We start from the raw sequence: 17,047 nt of genomic DNA, 5'->3' as shown, positions 1-17,047 counted from the left end.
CGCGCACCCCGAGTGGGTCGCGCGGCCTTCCTCCACTTTCGTCGTGGACGGACATATCAGGCAACGCCGTATCGCCGATCACCGGGATCAGTGACATCGATAATGCGGGAGAGCTCCTGCGCGAGCTCGGCATCGGCGACGAGGTCGTCCAGATCGGACGGCGTCGCACCCGTGCGGACGGCGTCGATCGCCCGGCGGAGGGCGACGCGTGTCGTCGATTCGTGCAGCGCGGGGAGGATCGTCTGCCCGTGTTCGCTCTCGCGCGAGACCTCGACGCCGAGCGAGGTGGCGAGGATCGTCGTCCGCTCCGGACCGATCACCCGCACCCGGACGCGCACCGGGCCCGCGGCCGCCAGAATCACGCCTGCGGTGATGGGGATGCCGGCCGGACTCTCGAGGAGCGCAATCCCGGCATCCTGGGCGAGGAGACGCGGGGCGCCTCCTCCCGCGACCCGCATCCATCCCGCCACGGCGCGCAGCGCGGTCGCAGCGCGCGGCGTCGGCGCGATCCCGTCGACGCTGATGAGGTGGGCCGGGCGCCCCGCCGCGATCGCAGCCTCCGCTGCGGCGACGAGGTCGGGACGTACGCGCGGTCGGTCGACCACGACGGGGATGCCGACCCGTTCGCGAAGGTCGCGCAGGTCCTCCACCGGAGTCGAGGCGGGGTGCGCGACGACGGCGGCGACGGCCCCTCGCGCGGCCGCCTCGAGTACGCGCGGGATCCACCCGGGCGCCCCGTCCAGCCCCACGACGGATCCGCGGACCTCGTCGCTCAGGTGCGACGACACCGGCAGCTCCGCGACGGCGGAGTGGAACAGGGGCGAGAGCACGCGTACGGGCATCGACGGCGTCATCGTCCACCCTCGAGGATCAGATCGTGCGCCGCGGTGGCGACGGCTTCGATGTAGTGGAGGTCGTCGAGCACCGCGTCGTATTCCGCCGCCGCGACGCCGGCCAGGAGATCGGCGAGCGCGCGCCACTCGGCGAGGTAGCCGTCGTCCGCATCGCGCGGGTACGTCGACGCGCGGTCTGTGCCCGAGATCACCGACACCTCCGCGCTCCCGGCGTGGACGAAGGAGGGCGGGAACGACACGCTCACCAGGTCGGTGTCGGTGGTCATCTCCACGCGCCACAGCGCGTCGGCGCCGGCCGGGAGCATGAGCGCCGACATCCGCACCGGGATGCCGGAGGCCCGGAACCCGAGCGCGAAGCCGAGGGGCGCGAGCGCCCGCGCGAAGACCATCCGCTCGAAACGCGGCGCGAGGTCGCGGACCAGTGGAAGGTCGTGCGCGGCCAGCCCCTCCACGAGCCGGCGGACGACCGTCGCAGCGATCGCGGGATCGGACAGGTCCGGGAGCCTGGGCGGCCCGGCCGCGGCCTCCGCCGGCGGGCCGTCCGGAGCCTCGCCGACGAGGGCGTGGTACCGCTGGTTCGGCGGCAGCGCGAGCGTGACGGTGATGTCGCGCACGCGCTCCCCCGAGGCGAAGAGATGATGCGTCGCGCGTCCCCACGCGGGGTCGAAGGCGTGATGGGCGCCGACGATGAGCGGGATGCGGGCGCCCCGGCAGGCCGCGATTGCCGCCTCGGCGTCGGCACCGCCCGTCGCCAGCGGCTTCTCGCACAGGATGCCGCGCACGCCGGCGTCGACGGCGGCGAGGATGTGGGCCGCGTGCTGTTCGGGCGGCGAGCAGATCGCGACGACCTCCACGGCCGGGTCGGCGAGAAGCTCGACGATGCCGTTCGAAGACCGCGCGCCGGTGCGCGCGGCGAGCGCCGCCGACCGACCGCTGCCCGCATCCGCGACGTGGACGACCCGGAAGAGCTCCGGCAGCCGCGCCAGCGTGGGCAGATGGAGAGAGGCGACACCGGGACCGGCACCGATGAGACCCACGCCGTACGGCATCCGTTCTCCTCATCATCGAGACTTGTGCCTGAAGTCTACATAAGAGAGACGGTTTCCGAACACTGACCTGCGTTCGTTCCGCCTGAATCGACACCGCTTGTGTCAAGATCAACCATGGCCAGTGAATCCACCTTGCGCTTCGGGGCTCAGACCGACGAGGTCACGAGCCTGCTCCGCATCGTCAACCTCGTCCGCACCGGCGTCGCCTCCACCCGCCCCGAGATCGGCCGCGTCACCGGCCTCGGACGCGGCGTCGTGACCCAGCGGGTCGAGCAGGCGATCCAGATGGGCTACCTCGAAGACGGCGAGTTCGGCCCCTCCTCGGGCGGCCGCGCGCCGCGCACCCTGCGCTTCCGCTCCGATCGCGCGCGCCTCGTCGTCTGCGCGCTCGGCGCCCTGCACATCAACGTCGGCATCGCGACGCTGGACGGCGAGATCATTGAGCAGAGCCACCGCGCATGGGAGATCGCCCGCGGACCCGCGGAGACCCTCGACGTCGTCCAGGAGATCGTCGACGACCTCCTCGCGCGCACCGGTGACGCCCCGGTCTGGGGGGTCGCCGTCGGCGTGCCCGGCCCCGTCGATTTCGCGTCCGGCCGCCCGGTCGCGCCGCCGATCATGCCCGGCTGGAACGGCTTCGACATCCGTCGCCGCTTCGAGCAGCACTACGAAGCGCCGACCTGGGTCGACAACGACGTCAACCTCCTGGCCCTGAGCGAGCGAGCCCACCGCGCCGCCGAGGACGCCGACCTCATCTACTGCAAGATCGGCTCCGGGATCGGAGCGGGCCTGCTCTCCCAGGGACGCATCCACCGCGGGGCGAACGGCGCCGCGGGTGACATCGGTCACGTCCGGGTGCGCGACTCGGAGGCCGCGTGCCGCTGCGGCAAGGTCGGCTGCCTCGAAGCCGTCGCGGGCGGCTGGGCCCTCGTGCGCGATGCCGCAGCGGCGATCGCGGATGGAGCAGGCGGGGCGCTGAGCGCCCTCGCGGACGCCGGCGCCCTCACCCCGGAGGCGATCGCGCGCGCCGCGGAAGACGGCGACGCCCTCGCGATCAGTCTCGTCCAACGCTCCGCGCGCGTCGTCGGCGAGTCGGTGGCCACGTTGGTCAACATGTTCAACCCCGGGGTCATCGTCATCGGCGGCGCCATCGCCTCCGCCGGCGAGGTGTACCTCGCGGAAGTCCGCCAGCGCGTGTACGAGCTCTCCCTGCCTCTCGCGACGCGCGACCTCAGCATCGTGCAGTCGACCGACGACGTCCGCGAGCCTCTGCGGGGCGGGGCCGAGCTCGTGCGCGAGCAGTTGTTCGACACCACGTTCCCGCGGTGGTTCGCCGACGGCAAGCCCACCATCGCCGCGATACGCGGGACGGAGTAACACTTCTTCCACTTTTCGTCAGAACTAGGTACGTTAGCCACGTAAGCCGGGTTCACGAAGGAGTGGCATGACGCTGGACGCCCTGCGCGAGGACGCGCTGACGACGACGCCCGAGGGCACCACGGTGCTGCTGTCCCTCCCCTGGATCCGATCACTCCCCGTGGCGTCGCTTGTCGCTCCGATTCTGGAGATCGACGGCATCCCCGCCGACGATCTGACCGTCGGGATCGACGGCACCGCGGTCGCACCGGACGCCCTGGACGATCACGACCAGTGGTGGTTCCTGCAGGACCGCCTGGCGCTGCGTACCGCCCGCGCCGTCGGTCCCGGCACGCACGTCGTGGCGGTGAGCTTCGGCCTGCGCATCCCCTACCTCCAGACCGGCCCCGACGGCCCCCTCGTCCTGCCCTTCCGCGCGGACGCCACCCTGACCGCCGATACCGCCGGCCCGGCACCCGCCCCGGCTCGAAGCACCGCGCGCACCGCGCCGCCGTCCGATCCGGCGCCGGGATGGGTCATGAGCGCGAGCGCGTTCAACTGGACCCCGGCCGTCATCGCGGCACGGCGAGATGCCCGCGACATCGCCGTCGACATCGTCGCCGACGGCATCGCGTCCGAGATCGAGATCGAACCGGGGCAGACCTGGCGGGGCTTCCCCGCGGACATGCGGACGGATGCCGAGACCCTGCGCACCCGACTGGCCGACGCCGGGGGTCGCGTGAGCATCCTCGGCGGCTCGCTCGACGACTGGGCCGCCGATCGGCGCCGCAGCGAGGACGAGCGCCTGGCCTTTCTCCGCCCGCAGCTCGAGGCGGCCGCTGCAGCCGGTGCCCGCGGGATCCGCCTGCCTATCGGGCAGGCGGGGCCCGCGCTCCTCGCCCGCGTCGCCCCCCTCCTCGACGATCTCGACATCACGCTGTTCGAGGAGATCCAGGGACCGCAGACGCCCGGCTCGCCTGCCGCCGGGGCGGCGATCGACCACATCGTCGCGCTCGATCACGCGCGCGTGCGGCTCGTAGTCGACATCTCGATGCTCATGCCCGCGCTCCCCGAGAGCTACCTCCGAGTCCTCGAGCGGGGCGGGATCCCGGCCGCGCTGATCGACACCCTGCGCCACGACTGGCGCGACCCGGCGACGACGGACGCCGTCGTCGCGCTCCTGCGCGGGGGCGGCGTCCCGCCCGCCGTGCACTCGTCGTTCATGAATCTGCTCGTCCGATTCGGTCGCTCCGACGCCGCGATCCTCGCACCTCTCCTGCCCCACATCGGCGCCTTCCACCTGAAGTTCTGGGACCTCGACGACACCGACGGGCGGGTCAGCGGACCGATCCGCGACCTCGGGACGATCCTGCGCGGGTCGGATTTCCGCGGGACGCTCTGCAGCGAGTGGGGCGGGCACGAGTGGCTCGCCGACGATCCCGCGCAGATGACCCGCGACCACCTGTCGCTCGCACGAGCGGCGCTGCGAGGCTGACCCCATCCTGCGCGCGGCTTCGGCCCGTCAGTCGGGGTGCGCGAGCGCGTTGTCGATCAAGGCGTCGAGGTCGCCGTCATGGCGGAAGCCGAGGGCGTCCGCGAGGGGAGTCCGCAGCTCCGGATACCGCGCGAACTGCGCCTCGATGTCGGCATCCGGCACGTGACGGATGCGGGTGGAGCTCGACGGATGGCGCGCGGCGAGTGCCGCGACCAGGGCGTCGATGCGCACCCGCTGCGCCGGCAGGAGGATCGCGCGCTGCCGGCCGAGCGATTCGGGCGGCAGGAGCGCCGCCGCCACGAAGCTCTCCGCCGCCCGCCGCGCGGACAGGAGCCAGGTCGTGCCGTCCGGGCCGACGGGGAGCTCGAGATCGACACCGCGCGCGTGCGCGAAGAACAGTCGGTTGAGGAACGCGCTCCGCTGCCGCGCATCGGCGCCGTCCCGCGCCACGATGCCGGGCACCCGCAGCGCGATCCCGTCGATCCATCCGCGCGCGCTGTACTGCTCGAGCGCGATCTCGACCTGGCGCTTCTGCGCCCCGTAGACGAGGGTGGGGAAGGTCGGGGAGTCATCCCCTGCAGGGTCGGGAAGCGGGGGCCCGAACACGGCGATGGAGCTGGCGTAGACCACGCGCGGCACCCGCCCGCCGGCGCCCACGGCGCGCAGGTCGTCCCAGAGCGCGAGCGTGGCGTCGAGGTTCACCCGCCGGGCGAGGGCGGGATCGGCTTCCGCGGCCCCGCCGAGGATCCCGGCGAGGTGGAAGACGACGTCGACGCCGCCGTCGATCGCGGCCTCCCGGACGGCCTCGTTCCCGAGGTCGCCGGCGACGACCCGCACCCGCGGATCCGACGGCGGATGCGGCACCGCGAGGTCGACGAGGGTGAGGCGAGCGCCGGCGAACGCGGGAGCGCGGAGAACCTCCGGCACCAGCCACGACGCCAGATAGCCGGCGGCGCCGGTCAGGACGATGTGCACGGCGTCATCGTATCTTCCACTTCTTTCCCTTGTGAGCAGAAGTAGGTAGGTTAAAGGCATAAGACTCAGAGAGGAGCCTGATGACCGACATCCTGAACGTCCTGATCCTGTCGGGACACATGACCATCGAGCACGACAACGAGCACCGCAGCTTCCGACTGCACAACCAGTGGATCACCCAGCTGCTCGAGGACACGGGGCGCTTCCGGGTCCGCGTCATCGAAGACCCTCGCGGTCTCGGCGCCGACATCATCGACAAGTACGACGTGCTGATCATCGTCTTCGAGGGGCGCAACGGGTACTTCGACAAGGCCGTCGGATTCGGCGCCGAGACGGATGCCGCGATCCTGCGTTTCGTCCACGAGGACGGCAAGGGCGTCGTGTGGTTCCACGGCTCGGCCGCGCAGGAGGACCGCTGGGGCTACCCGGAGGAGTACAACGTGATGCGCGGGTCGAAGCTCAGCGCCTACGAGACCGGGCTGCGTCCCCGCCCCTGGGGCGAGGCGCTGCTCACGACCGCCGAGCCGCGGCACCCGATCACGGAGGGGATCAACGCCACCTGGACGGTCACCGGCGACGACATCCTCACCGGCGTGGACCTGTACGACGGCGCGCAGGTGCTCCTGACGACGTTCGACGACCTCGAGGCGTACGAGAAGGCCCCCGTCTGGCCGATGTCGCACTATCCGGTCATGATCCCCGAGGGCGGGATCGCCGAGCTCAACGGCATGAACACCGATCAGCCGATCGCGTGGATCAACGAATACGGCGCGGGCCGGTCGTTCACCATCACGATCGGGCACGACATCGACACGTTCCGGCGGATCGAGTTCATCCGCATGTTCCCGCGCGGTGTGGAGTGGGCCGCGACCGGTGAGGTGACGCTCACGGGTCCCGACCGGCGCGGCGAGCGCCGATTCCTCCCCTGGCCGTACTACGACCACGCCGGGTGAGCCGCGTCCTCGGGTGACAGTTGTCGCCGCCTCACGCGAGATGAGGCGACAACAGCTGCCACCCGAGTGACGTGGAGGACCTACTTCGTCGAGAATGCGGCGTCGAAGGCAGCCGCCGGCGGGGTGATCTCGTTCAGCTTGCGCACGAACGCGAGCGCCTCGGGAGCGCCGACAAGGCGGTCCATGCCGGCATCCTCCCACTCGACCGACGTCGGCCCGTCGTAGCCGATCGCGTTCAGCGCGCGGAAGAGCGGCTCCCAGCGCACCGCGCCATGCCCGGTCGACACGAACGTCCATCCGCGGCGGGGGTCGGCCCACGGCCGATGCGAGCCGAGCACGCCGTTCCGACCGTCGAAGTTGGTGATCGACTCCTTCACGTGCACGTGGAAGATGTGCTCCGCAAAATCGAGAACGAAGGCGACGTAGTCCAGCTGCTGCCAGACGAAGTGCGACGGGTCGAAGTTGAACCCGAAGCTCTTCCGATGCCCGATCGCGGCGAGGGTGTCCTTTGCGCTCCAGTAGTCGTAGGCGATCTCGGACGGGTGCGGCTCGAGCGCGAAACGGACCCCGACCTCTTCGAACACGTCGAGAATGGGGTTCCACCGATCGGCGAAGTCCTGGTATCCGGCGGCGATGAACTCCTCGGACGCCGGCGGGAACATCGCGACGGCCTTCCAGATGGACGATCCGGTGAAGCCGTTGACCGTCGTCACTCCCAGCTTCGCCGCGAAGCGTGCCGTGTCCTTCAGGTCTTCCGCTGCGCGCTGTCGAACGCCTTCGGGATCGCCGTCGCCCCACACGCGGTCCGACAGGATGTCGCGGTGGCGCTGATCGATCGGGTCGTCGCACACCGCCTGGCCGGTGAGGTGATTGGAGATCGCGTAGACGGTCAGACCGTTGCGCTCGAGGATGTCGCGCCGCGACTGGACATAGTCCTCGTCGTCCCAGCGGGAGACGTCGATGTGGTCGCCCCAGCAGGCGATCTCGAGCCCGTCGTAGCCCCACTCGCCGGCGAGGCGGGCGACCTCTTCGAAGGGGAGGTCGGCCCACTGGCCGGTGAACAGCGTGATCGGTCGTACCATTGCTCTTCCTTCCGTCAGGCCGCGGGAACGCCCGCGGCGGTGCGGGTCCACGCGGAGTCGTTCTCACTCGAGCGTTCCACGGCGTCGAGCACGCGCTGCACCGACAGTCCGTCGGCGAAGCTCGGGTGCGGGTCCGTCCCCTCGGCGATCGCCGTGACGAGGTCGACCACCTGGTGGCTGAAGCCGTGCTCGTAGCCGAGCATGTGGCCGGCGGGCCACCACGCCTCGACGTAGGGGTGCGCCGCCTCGGTGACGAGGATCCGGGTGAAGCCCTGGAGCTCGTCGGGGGCAGTGCGATCGTAGAAGCCGAGCGTGTTCAGATCTTCGAGGTCGAAGCGGAGGGCGCCTTCGTCACCCGACACCTCGATCGACAGCGCATTCTTACGGCCGGTGGCGAAACGCGTCGCTTCGAACGACACCAGTGCTCCACCCTCGAGTCGTCCCGTGAAGATCGCGACGTCGTCGACGGTGACCTCCCCCATTCCCTCGGCCGCGGTGCCGGACAGGCCGGAGCCCGACCCCTGCAGCGGGCGCTCGCGCACGATGGTCTCCATCGTCCCGGACACCGCCGCGACCTCCTGGCCGGTGACGAACTGGGTCATGTCGATGATGTGCGCGCCGATGTCGCCGAGCGCGCCGGACCCGGCGTGCTCCTTCTGCAGACGCCACGCGAGCGGCATCTGCGGGTCGACCAGCCAGTCCTGACGGTAGGCGGCGCGCACCTGCTGGATGCGCCCGACCTTCCCCTGCGCGACGAGGTCGCGGAGGAACGTCACCGCCGGGACACGGCGGTACGTGAAGCCCACCATCGACCGGATGCCGGACCCGGCGGCGCGGGTGGCGGCATCCGCCATCGCCTCCGCCTCCGCGACGGTGTTCGCGAGCGGCTTCTCGCACAGCACGTGCTTGCCGGCCTCGAGCGCGGCGATCGCGATCTCGGCGTGCGAGTCGCCCGGGGTGACGATGTCGACGATGTCGATGTCGTCGCGGGCGATCACCTCGCGCCAGTCGGTCGCAGCCTCGGCCCAGCCCCACTGCTCGGCGGCGGCGGCCACGCCGTCGGGGTTCCGGCCGACGATGACCGCCATCTCCACCGCGCGCGGCAGCGAAAACATCCGCGGGGCCTGGCGCCACCCGACCGAGTGCGCCGCCCCCATGAAGCCGTACCCGATCATCGCGACGCGCAGCGGGCGCGCGCCGTCGGTGCTCATGCGAGCACGACCTCGCGCTCGACCGGAACGCGGTTGGTGACGTAGCGGCCGGGGCCGCCGTCCGCGCCCGGCAAGATCTGCATGTACAGCAGGCGCATCGTCAGCACGACCTCGACGGTGAGCGTCTCCCCCACTTCGGGCGCGCGGCCGAGGTCGATGAGCACGTTCGGGCGATCGGCGACGAACCAGAGGGTCTCGGACTGCTCGGGGAGCTCGTCGATCCGGTAGACCTTCCCCTCGAGCTCGAAGCGCAGCTTGTCGGTCGGGATCTCGGCACCGTTGACGGATGCCGCGACGCCGTCGACCGCCGAGAGCCACAGGCTCCGGTACCAGGGCAGCTGCAACGAGACCGAGAGTCCGGTGTCGGTGCGGCGGACGTCCTTGTCGGCGAACAGCGAATTGTGGGTGGCCATGGCTCCTCCGAGCGGTTCAGGCGGTTCAGGCGTAGGTGTCGGTGAAGTGCGCGTGCGGCACGGGCGGTGCCGGCTCCAGCTTCTGCACCGTCTGCGGGCTGTAGGGGTGATTGGTGTCCGGGACCGGCTCGTCCGCCGGGGGCATGAAGACGGGCTTGCCGTCGTCGCCGAAGTACATGAGGTCGAGGTCGAACGCACCCTGGTTCTTCAGCCCGAAGCTGACCCAGTTCTCTTCGAACGGTGCGCGCGCGAGCTCGTAGCAGCGGAACTTCCAGAACTTCCACTCGCCGTCCTGCTTGAGGAAGTCGATGGCGTACTTGCACCAGACCCAGTGCGCCCAGACCTTCTTGCCGAGCACCTCCTCGGGCGAGTACATGTCCGGGAAGGCTTCGGCGACCTTCGGGTCGGTGAGGCCCGACTCGGTGCCGGCCATCATCCACACGCCCTTGGCGGTCTTGCCGTCGGCGGCGACCTCGATGACGGGCGTGGTGGTGGCGTGCAGGATCAGCTTGCCTTCGGGGTGGGGGCGCCCGCGGTGGTAGTCGGTGACGCTCTTCCAGGTCGTGTACTGCCCGGCGTTGGTGTATCGGGCGCGGATGCCGTCCGTGCCCTCCTTCACCCAGAGCGGGATGATCTGCTCGTCCTCGAACGCGTTGTGCAGGTACATGTATCGGTTGAAGAGGTTCTCGACCTGCCCTCGGTCCTCCGCGCGCTGCGCGAGGGCACGGGTGGCGGCGACCTCTTCGCGCAGGCGCGCGAGCTCGGCGGTGATCTCCTCGATCGAGGCGGGGGCGGTGACGGTGTCAGGCATTCGCGGTCTCCTTCGACTGCTCGGCGACGGTGTTCTCGATGGCGGTGCGCATGAGCGCGTGCTGCTTCTTGACGAGGTCGATCGGGTCGGCCTCTCCGAGGTCCTGGAAGGCGTGGCCTTCCCACTCGCTGGAGAGGTAGCCGTTGTAGCCGCCCTTCACGAACTGCCGCACGATGCGCGGGATGTCCATGGCGGGCTCGTCGCCGTTCGCGTCGATGTCGTAGAACTTCGCGTGCACGTGGAACATCTGCGGCATGATGTCGAGCCACTCCTCGGGCGCGACCAGACCGTGCATGTTGAAGGCGAGACGCGTGAACGGCCCGAAGGTCAGCGGGTCCACGCCCTCACCGACGAGATAGTCCTCGAACTTCTGGTTGCGTACGTGCATCGGCGTCGGCTCGTGCCAGATCTCGTCCATGACCGGGAAGTGCTTCTCGTCCATGCCCATCTGCGCGAGCGTGGTCAGCAGCGTCGGCGACAGGGAGTGCATGGTGGATGAGAAGTCGGCGGTGAAGCCGAGACGCTCGGACTGCAGCTCGTCGTACATCTCGCGCATCTGCAGCACCTGCGGGTTGTTCGGCCCGGACGGCGCGTGGATCTCGTAGCCGAGGTACTGGTCGTACTTCTCCGCGAGGGGGAGGAGGCTGCGCAGCAGCTCCTTGCCGTGCGAGCGGATGACGATCCGCTGGAAGCCGAGCGTGTGCGCGGTCTTCAGCTGACGGGCGAGGAAGTCGTGCTCCTCGTCCGGCGTCATGTCGCGGTCCTTGCGACGGCCCATGTCGAGGTTCGTCCCGACGGCGCTCGCTTCGAGCCCGTACTTCTCGAGCGAGTCGAACCAGAGCTTCACGAACGCGTCGTCGACGTCCGGGTAGGTGCGCAGCAGCTGAGCGATGTTGAACTCGACGCCGGGGCCGATCCCCTCGTCGTGAACGGCGGTGATGAGGGTTTCGGGCGTGTAGACGCCGGCGGCGAACTCGCTCGTCATCGAGTACAGGGTGGTTCCCAGCTGGATGCCGGTTCCGGCGATGCCGTTCTGGATCTTCGGCAGGCTCATGCTCCTGCTCCTTCCGTGAGGGGGAGCCAGGCGGCGAGCTGCGCCCGCGCCTCGCTCAGGTCGGTGACCACGCGCGAGCCGGCGTCGGCGGCGGCGGAGCGCTGCACGGCCTGCTCGGCGCGGATGATGTCGAAGGGGGACTGCCAGTTGTTCCAGTGCCAGCCCTCGTACTCGCTCGAGATGGCGCCGTTGTAGCCGTTCTCGACGAGCAGCGTCACGAGGTCGCGGACGGGCACCGAGGGCTCCTCGCCGCTGTCGTCGATGCCGAAGAACTTGCCGTGCACGTGCCGGATCCACGGGAAGATCTCGAGCCAGTCGTCCACGCGCGCCGGACCGAACAGGCCCGTGCCGTTGATGCCGAAGTCGATGCCGAGGTCGGGTCGACCGTTCTGCGCCGCGAGACCGATGAACGACCCGAACCGCTGGCCGTGCTCGGCCTGGTCGGCGGGCGGCCCCTGCTCGTAGTAGGTGTTCCAGAGGTCCACGACCTTGCCGAGCAGCTCCTCGGACGCGCCGCGACGCCGGTAGGACTCGATGAGCGAGGGCGCGAAGCCGGAGACGGTGGCACCCCAGTCCATCGTGAAACCGAGGAAGGGCGAGCCGACCTTCTCGTAGCGGTCGCGGAGCGCGAGGATGCGCGGGTGCGAGGCGTACTGGTCGGCGTGCACCTCGAGGGCGAGGGTGACCCCGTGCGCCTCGGCGATCGGGGCGAGCTGCTCCATCGAGTCGGGCGTGATCGAGATCTGCACCCGTGCGATGGGGAAGCCGAGCGTCGCGGCCGCCTGGATCTGACGGGTCATGTACGCGATCAGCTCGTCCTGGTTCAGCAGGCGATCACGATGGATGCCGATGTCGGCGTTCACCGCGAGCGAGGTCTGGGTCAGCCCGACCTCGGCCACCAGATCCTTGAAGCGACCCGCGTAGGCGTCGTCGATCTCGGGGAAGCCGCGGAAGCTCGAGAATCCGATGATCTCCAGCCCCGGGCCGAATCCCTCGGCGGCGGTCTTGCGGATGAGGCCCTCGAGGTCGTACTCACGGCCGTGGAAGGCGCGGGTGAAGCTGTAGAGCGTGACGCCCTGGATGGGGGCGCCGAGCGCGGGCTGCGTCATGCTGCGACCGCCTTCATGGTCTTGGTGTTCTTCTCGTCGATGTGCAGCGTCTCGGAGTCCGAGATGATGATGTAGGGGATGTAGAGCGTGAGCCCGACCGTCACCTCGTGCTCGACATCCGGTGCGATGTCGAGGTCGCCGGAGAGGACCGCGGAATCGGTGGGGAACCACCACTCGTCGGTGTTGGTGCGGAGTTCGTCGAACGTGTACTCCTGGCCGTTCATCTCCCACCGCAGCGACTCCGCGGGAGCGGCCGCGCCGTCGATGCTGAGCGTCGCGCCTGCGATGCATGATCCCGGCAGGGCGCGGTACCACGGCAGCCGCACCTCGACCCGAGCGCGTGCACCATCGGTGACCAGCGTCCCCTCCTCGATGATCCGATCCGGAATCACGCGAGACCTCCTTCTTCGGGGCCGCGAGGCCCGACATCTTTGTCTGCTTTCCTACACACTAACGTCGATTATCGACATAATCAAGAGTCGGAAGACAGAATCTCCCGGGCGCGACGCGCGCCCGACACGGCGAGGGCCACCGACGTCAACGTCGGGTTGCACGCGGTGGATGTCGGGATGACGCCGTTTCCGGCCACGAAGAGCCCGGAGACCCCCCACACCTCGCTCCGCGGCGAGCACACGCTCGTTCCGTCGTCGGTCGGACCCATCCGGGTCGTCCCCTGATAGTGGAGCGACGCCCCGAGCGGCATCACGAACGGGCGGTCGTCGAGCGGCTCGCCGATCGCCTTCCCCAGTCGCACGATCTCGGCCTTGGCACGCTCGATCACCTCGTGATCACGCTCGCTCAGCGTGTAGTGGAGCGTCATGGCCGGCATCCCGTACCCGTCGAGGGCGTCGTCGGAGAATTCGACGCGGTCGGACGCCTGCAGGTCTTTGGCGCAGAAGAGCCCGAGTCCCACGATGGATCCCGGAGCAGCCGGGTCGTCGTCGGCGAGCTTCACCGGCGAGGCGTCGAGCTGCATGACCTGGCCGTGGAAGGGCGCCTCGTCGGTGAACGGCACCCACGTCACGCCGCTGTACTCACTGAGACCGGTCTGCGCGGCTCCCTCGTCGCCGACGGCAGGCTCGAAGTCGCGGATGCGCACCGCGAAGACGATCTGGGCCTGATCGTTGAGATACCGGCCGAGCGCCTCGGGACGGATGCCGGAGGCCCACAGCAGCTGCGGCGTGCGCAGTGCGTCTGCCGCCACGACGACGACGCGTGCGCGCACCTCGTGGCTCTCGCCGGTGCGGACATCGGTGACCCGCACGCCGGCGGCGCGGCCGTCCTCGACCAGGACCCGCGTGACGAGCGACTCGTCGTGCAGCGTGAAGTTCGCATTGTCGCGCGCAGGCTCCCCCAGCACGACGTCGGACCCCGACCAGACGAGGCGCCCGTCGTCGCGGCGGTGCACGGCGAGCGGCATCCGCTGGACGCGCTCGTGCGCGTCGCGCCCCTCGTCGGCCGCTGCGGCGAGCCGTCCGCGCACGAGCGGCGCGTGGGGCGAGGCCTCGAACGCGTCGGTGGTGACGCCGAGAAGGCGCTCGCCCTCGGACAGCAGCTCGTCGAAGACGCCGGTCTCATCGAGGAAGTCGATGCGCTCGCTGTCGTTGGGACGGGGGCAGGCTCCCGTCCAGTGGGCGGCCATCCCGCCGACGTTGCTCGAGAAGGCCGCGGCCGGAAGCCCGTCCTCGCCGTCCACCTGGAAACCGTCGTCGAGGAGGTACGTGCCCGGACGGGCGCGACGCTGGGCGCTCTTGACGATGCCGCCGGTGCGGTCCGCGCTCGCGCGGGCGTTCGGTCCCTCGGATCGGGTCTGCGCCGCGGCGCGCTCGTCGGGATCGGCGATGTTCTTCACGTGCGCGCCGGGCGGGTCCGACACGGTCGGCCCGACCTCGAACATCGCGATCGTCGCGGCCGGCGCCTCTTCGCTCAGGATCCGCGCGTAGGCGGCACCCGTCGGACCGCTCCCGACGATCGCGACGTCGACGGATGCCGGGTAACGATCGGTCATGCCTGCGCCGCCACGTCGCGGATGTACCGCACCGACTCGGCCGAGGCGGCCTGGGGGTAGTACTCCAGGCCGATCGGGCCGTCGTACCCGGACGCGCGGAGCGTCGCGAGCGTCGCGGGCCAGTCGAGAGCCCCGGTGCCCGGCTCGCCGCGCCCCGGGGCGTCGGCCAGCTGCACGTATTTCACGATCGATCCCGCGTTGGCGAGCTCCGCCGCCATGTCCTCGCCCTCGACGGCGGAGTGGTAGATGTCGTACAGCACGCCGAAGAACGGCGAGTCGACGCCGCGCGCGATGTAGACGCCCTCCGCGGTGCGGTCCAGGAGCGAACCAGGGTGGTCGACGCGGACGTTGACCGGCTCCAGCACCAGCGTGATACCGGAGCCCTCGATCTGGGCGATCGCCTTCTGGTAGACCTCGACGAGCTTGTCGAGCTGGACCTGACGCTTCCACCCGCCGAATCCCGTGCCGCTGCCGACGACGATGCGCGGGCATCCGAGATCCTGTGCGATCGCGACGCCCTCGTCGAGCTTGCGGTAGAACTCCGAGTGGTCCCACGGCGGGATCATGAACTGCGTGCGCGGCTCGGACAGCTGCGCGGTGAGCCGCGTACCGGTCTCTTCGAGCGCGGCCTTGAGCGCCGGCAGGTCCTTGGGCGTCGACGGCGCGTCGACACCGGTCGGACCCCACATCTCGACGGCGTCGAATCCGTCCGCCGCGGCGGCGCGCACGCGGTCGTGGTAGTCGCCGGCCTCGGTGTAGAGGAGTTCGATGTTCGGGGCGAGCTGGTACACGGGAAGTCTCCTGGAGAGGGGTGAGTGAACGAGGAAGGAGCGGTCAGCCTTTGAGGCCGCCGGCGAAGCCCTGGATGAACTTCTTCTGCGCGAACATGTAGAACGCCAGGATCGGGATCATCGAGATGATGACGACGGCGAAGATCTTGTTCCACGCCGAGACGAGACCGCCCACGTAGGTGTACATGGCGACGGGGAGGGTCTGAACGGTCGAGCCGCCGAGGAAGATCAGCGAGTTGAAGAAGTCGTTCCAGATGATCAGGCCCGCGAGGATCGCCACGGTTCCGGTCGCCGGTGCCATGAGCGGGAGGACGACGCGGAAGAACGCCTGCGTGGGCGTCGCGCCGTCGATGACCGCCGCCTCTTCGTACTCGGTGGTGAGCCCCCGGAAGAATCCGGCGTAGAGGAAGATCGACAGCGGCAGCAGGATGCCGGTCCACAGGAGGATCATGCCCAGGACCGAGCCGGTGAGTCCGACCGTGCGGGCACCGATGTACAAGGGCACGGTGCCGAGCTGCGCGGGGAGGATGATCGCGATCAGCACGAGGTAGTAGACCCAGGTCGTCCAGTGCCGCGTGCGGCGGGCGATCACGTAGGCGGCGACCGACCCGAGGAGGACGAGGCCGGCGACGGAGCCTGCGGTGATGAGCACGCTGTTGAGGATGCTCATCGGGATGCTGTTGCGCCCGGTGGAGGTGAGCACCTCGACGAAGGCGGTGAAGTCGAGGCTCGACGGCGGCGTGATCGCACTGGTGGTGAGGGTCTCCTCGGTGGTCTTGAACGCGCCGACGACGAGCATGTACAGCGGCAGCAGCATCATCAGGGTGATCACCCAGACGATCACCTCACGGACGGCGGTGAGCTTGGTGTAGCGGAACATGGTCAGGCCTTTCCGGCGTCGCGGTCGCGCGTGACGTACTGCTGGATGATCGCGAAGAAGAGGATGATCACGGTGAGGACGAGCGCGAGCGCCGAGCCGAATCCGAACTGTCCGAGCGAGAACGCCTGCTTGTAGACCTCGGTCGCGAGGGTCTCGGTCGCCCCCGCGGGACCTCCCCGGGTGAGGGCCAGGATCTGGTCGAAGATCCGGAGCCCTTGAATGATCCCGAGGGTGGTCGCGATCGCGATCGAGGGGCGGATCGCCGGCACGATGACGTGCCGGAAGCGTCCCCAGACGCCGGCGCCGTCCAGCGCGGCCGCCTCCTCGACTTCGATGGGGACGGACGCGAGACCGGCCAGGTAGATGACCATGACGAACCCGGTCTGCTGCCAGCAGACGGTGATGAGGATCGCCCAGATCGACCAGGTCGGGTCGGCCAGCCAGACGCGCTGCAGGGACTCGAGGCCGAGCGCCCCGAGGAGCCCGTTCAGCGGACCGTTGAAGTCGAAGATGAACTTGAAGATGTAGGCGACGGCGAGCGAGCTCAGCACGACGGGGAGGAAGAGCAGCGTGCGCAGGATGTAGCGGGTCTTCAGGGTTCGGTTGATGGCGAGCGCGAACAGGAGACCGGCCACATTCGTGATGACGACCGAGCCGAACGCGAGGAAGAGGGTGTTCCCGACGGCGAGGACGAGCAGCGGGTCGCTGAAGATCCGCTCGAAGTTCGCCAGCCCGATGAAGTCGAAGTCGCCGAGCCCGGTCCAGTTCGTGAACGCGAAGAAGCCGCCCGTGAGGGTGGCGGCGTAGTGCACGCCGATGACGAAGACGACGGCGGGCAGCGCCCACCACCAGTGGCCGTAGCTGATCAGCGGCCGCTTCTGGCGGGGCGGCGGGGTGCGTCGCGCCTTCGGAGGCACCGTGAGGGTGCGAGTGCTGTTCTCGTCGATCGCCACAGTGGCAGCTCCCTGACTTCGTCGTCGGCACTGAGAGCCTCAGCGCTGAGGCA

17 protein-coding genes are annotated in these 17,047 nt (G+C 69.7%); 3 read left to right on the top strand and 14 right to left on the bottom strand.

Annotation, left to right across the window (positions count from 1 at the left end; genetic code table 11):
- Positions 1 to 56: 56 nt before the first annotated feature.
- Together KZC50_RS05580 and KZC50_RS05575 are read right to left on the bottom strand one after the other, a co-directional pair.
- Positions 57 to 854: a hypothetical protein gene (locus KZC50_RS05580; RefSeq protein WP_310890924.1), complete on the bottom strand. Its 798-nt coding sequence runs from the start codon at positions 852 to 854 to the stop codon at positions 57 to 59.
- Complete coding sequence (locus KZC50_RS05575; protein ID WP_310890923.1) at positions 851 to 1,903, bottom strand: Gfo/Idh/MocA family protein; 1,053 nt, start codon at positions 1,901 to 1,903, stop codon at positions 851 to 853. The genes KZC50_RS05580 and KZC50_RS05575 overlap by 4 nt, the downstream gene beginning before the upstream one ends.
- Before the next feature lie 114 nt (positions 1,904 to 2,017).
- Between KZC50_RS05575 and KZC50_RS05570 the strand changes: the two genes are divergently transcribed.
- Together KZC50_RS05570 and KZC50_RS05565 are read left to right on the top strand one after the other, a co-directional pair.
- Complete coding sequence (locus tag KZC50_RS05570; RefSeq protein WP_310890922.1) at positions 2,018 to 3,280, top strand: ROK family protein; 1,263 nt, start codon at positions 2,018 to 2,020, stop codon at positions 3,278 to 3,280.
- A 67-nt stretch (positions 3,281 to 3,347) separates the two neighbouring features.
- On the top strand, positions 3,348 to 4,754 hold the full coding sequence (locus tag KZC50_RS05565; RefSeq protein WP_310890921.1) for a hypothetical protein: 1,407 nt from the start codon (positions 3,348 to 3,350) through the stop codon (positions 4,752 to 4,754).
- 27 nt (positions 4,755 to 4,781) lie between these two features.
- On the opposite strand, the gene KZC50_RS05560 is transcribed toward KZC50_RS05565, so the two are convergent.
- The gene (locus KZC50_RS05560) at positions 4,782 to 5,729 is read right to left on the bottom strand and encodes an NAD-dependent epimerase/dehydratase family protein (RefSeq protein WP_310890920.1); all 948 of its coding nucleotides are present in this window, start codon (positions 5,727 to 5,729) and stop codon (positions 4,782 to 4,784) included.
- Positions 5,730 to 5,809: 80 nt separating this feature from the next.
- Here KZC50_RS05560 and KZC50_RS05555 point away from each other — a divergent pair, with 80 nt between their 5' ends.
- Positions 5,810 to 6,682, top strand: coding sequence for a ThuA domain-containing protein (locus tag KZC50_RS05555; RefSeq protein ID WP_310890919.1), 873 nt, complete (start codon positions 5,810 to 5,812; stop codon positions 6,680 to 6,682).
- A gap of 80 nt (positions 6,683 to 6,762) precedes the next feature.
- Here KZC50_RS05555 and KZC50_RS05550 read toward each other — a convergent pair whose 3' ends face one another.
- The 11 genes from KZC50_RS05550 to KZC50_RS05500 all read right to left on the bottom strand — a co-directional run bounded on the left by KZC50_RS05550 (position 6,763) and on the right by KZC50_RS05500 (position 16,994).
- Positions 6,763 to 7,764 (bottom strand): sugar phosphate isomerase/epimerase family protein, encoded by a 1,002-nt coding sequence (locus KZC50_RS05550; RefSeq protein WP_310890918.1) that lies wholly within the window; start codon positions 7,762 to 7,764, stop codon positions 6,763 to 6,765.
- A 14-nt stretch (positions 7,765 to 7,778) separates the two neighbouring features.
- Entirely contained in the window at positions 7,779 to 8,939 is a 1,161-nt protein-coding gene (locus KZC50_RS05545) for a Gfo/Idh/MocA family protein (RefSeq protein ID WP_310891537.1), read from the bottom strand.
- Between the two features lie 32 nt (positions 8,940 to 8,971).
- Positions 8,972 to 9,388 carry a C-glycoside deglycosidase beta subunit domain-containing protein gene (locus tag KZC50_RS05540; RefSeq protein ID WP_310890917.1) on the bottom strand — a complete coding sequence of 139 codons (417 nt, stop codon included), beginning with the start codon at positions 9,386 to 9,388 and terminating at the stop codon, positions 8,972 to 8,974.
- 25 nt (positions 9,389 to 9,413) lie between these two features.
- A complete protein-coding gene (locus tag KZC50_RS05535) occupies positions 9,414 to 10,199 on the bottom strand; it encodes a nuclear transport factor 2 family protein (RefSeq protein WP_310890916.1) in 786 nt (261 codons plus the stop codon).
- Positions 10,192 to 11,238, bottom strand: coding sequence for a sugar phosphate isomerase/epimerase family protein (locus KZC50_RS05530; RefSeq protein WP_310891536.1), 1,047 nt, complete (start codon positions 11,236 to 11,238; stop codon positions 10,192 to 10,194). Before KZC50_RS05530 ends, KZC50_RS05535 begins: the two co-directional genes overlap by 8 nt.
- 11 nt (positions 11,239 to 11,249) lie before the next feature.
- Positions 11,250 to 12,362 (bottom strand): sugar phosphate isomerase/epimerase family protein, encoded by a 1,113-nt coding sequence (locus tag KZC50_RS05525; protein WP_310890915.1) that lies wholly within the window; start codon positions 12,360 to 12,362, stop codon positions 11,250 to 11,252.
- Positions 12,359 to 12,754 (bottom strand): C-glycoside deglycosidase beta subunit domain-containing protein, encoded by a 396-nt coding sequence (locus KZC50_RS05520; RefSeq protein ID WP_310890914.1) that lies wholly within the window; start codon positions 12,752 to 12,754, stop codon positions 12,359 to 12,361. The genes KZC50_RS05525 and KZC50_RS05520 overlap by 4 nt, the downstream gene beginning before the upstream one ends.
- A gap of 80 nt (positions 12,755 to 12,834) precedes the next feature.
- The gene (locus KZC50_RS05515; protein WP_310890913.1) at positions 12,835 to 14,370 is read right to left on the bottom strand and encodes a GMC oxidoreductase; all 1,536 of its coding nucleotides are present in this window, start codon (positions 14,368 to 14,370) and stop codon (positions 12,835 to 12,837) included.
- Positions 14,367 to 15,161, bottom strand: a complete 795-nt coding sequence (locus KZC50_RS05510) for a TIM barrel protein (RefSeq protein ID WP_310890912.1) — start codon at positions 15,159 to 15,161, stop codon at positions 14,367 to 14,369. Before KZC50_RS05510 ends, KZC50_RS05515 begins: the two co-directional genes overlap by 4 nt.
- Positions 15,162 to 15,204: 43 nt before the next feature.
- Entirely contained in the window at positions 15,205 to 16,041 is an 837-nt protein-coding gene (locus KZC50_RS05505) for a carbohydrate ABC transporter permease (protein WP_310890911.1), read from the bottom strand.
- 2 nt (positions 16,042 to 16,043) lie between these two features.
- A complete protein-coding gene (locus KZC50_RS05500) occupies positions 16,044 to 16,994 on the bottom strand; it encodes a carbohydrate ABC transporter permease (protein ID WP_310890910.1) in 951 nt (316 codons plus the stop codon).
- Between the last annotated feature and the right edge of the window lie 53 nt (positions 16,995 to 17,047).

The sequence above is a fragment of the Microbacterium aurantiacum genome (assembly GCF_031625015.1).
Classification (GTDB): Bacteria; Actinomycetota; Actinomycetes; order Actinomycetales; family Microbacteriaceae; genus Microbacterium; species Microbacterium aurantiacum.
Note: the sequence above shows the minus strand (reverse complement) of the source record. Positions and strands in the feature narration are given on the sequence as shown.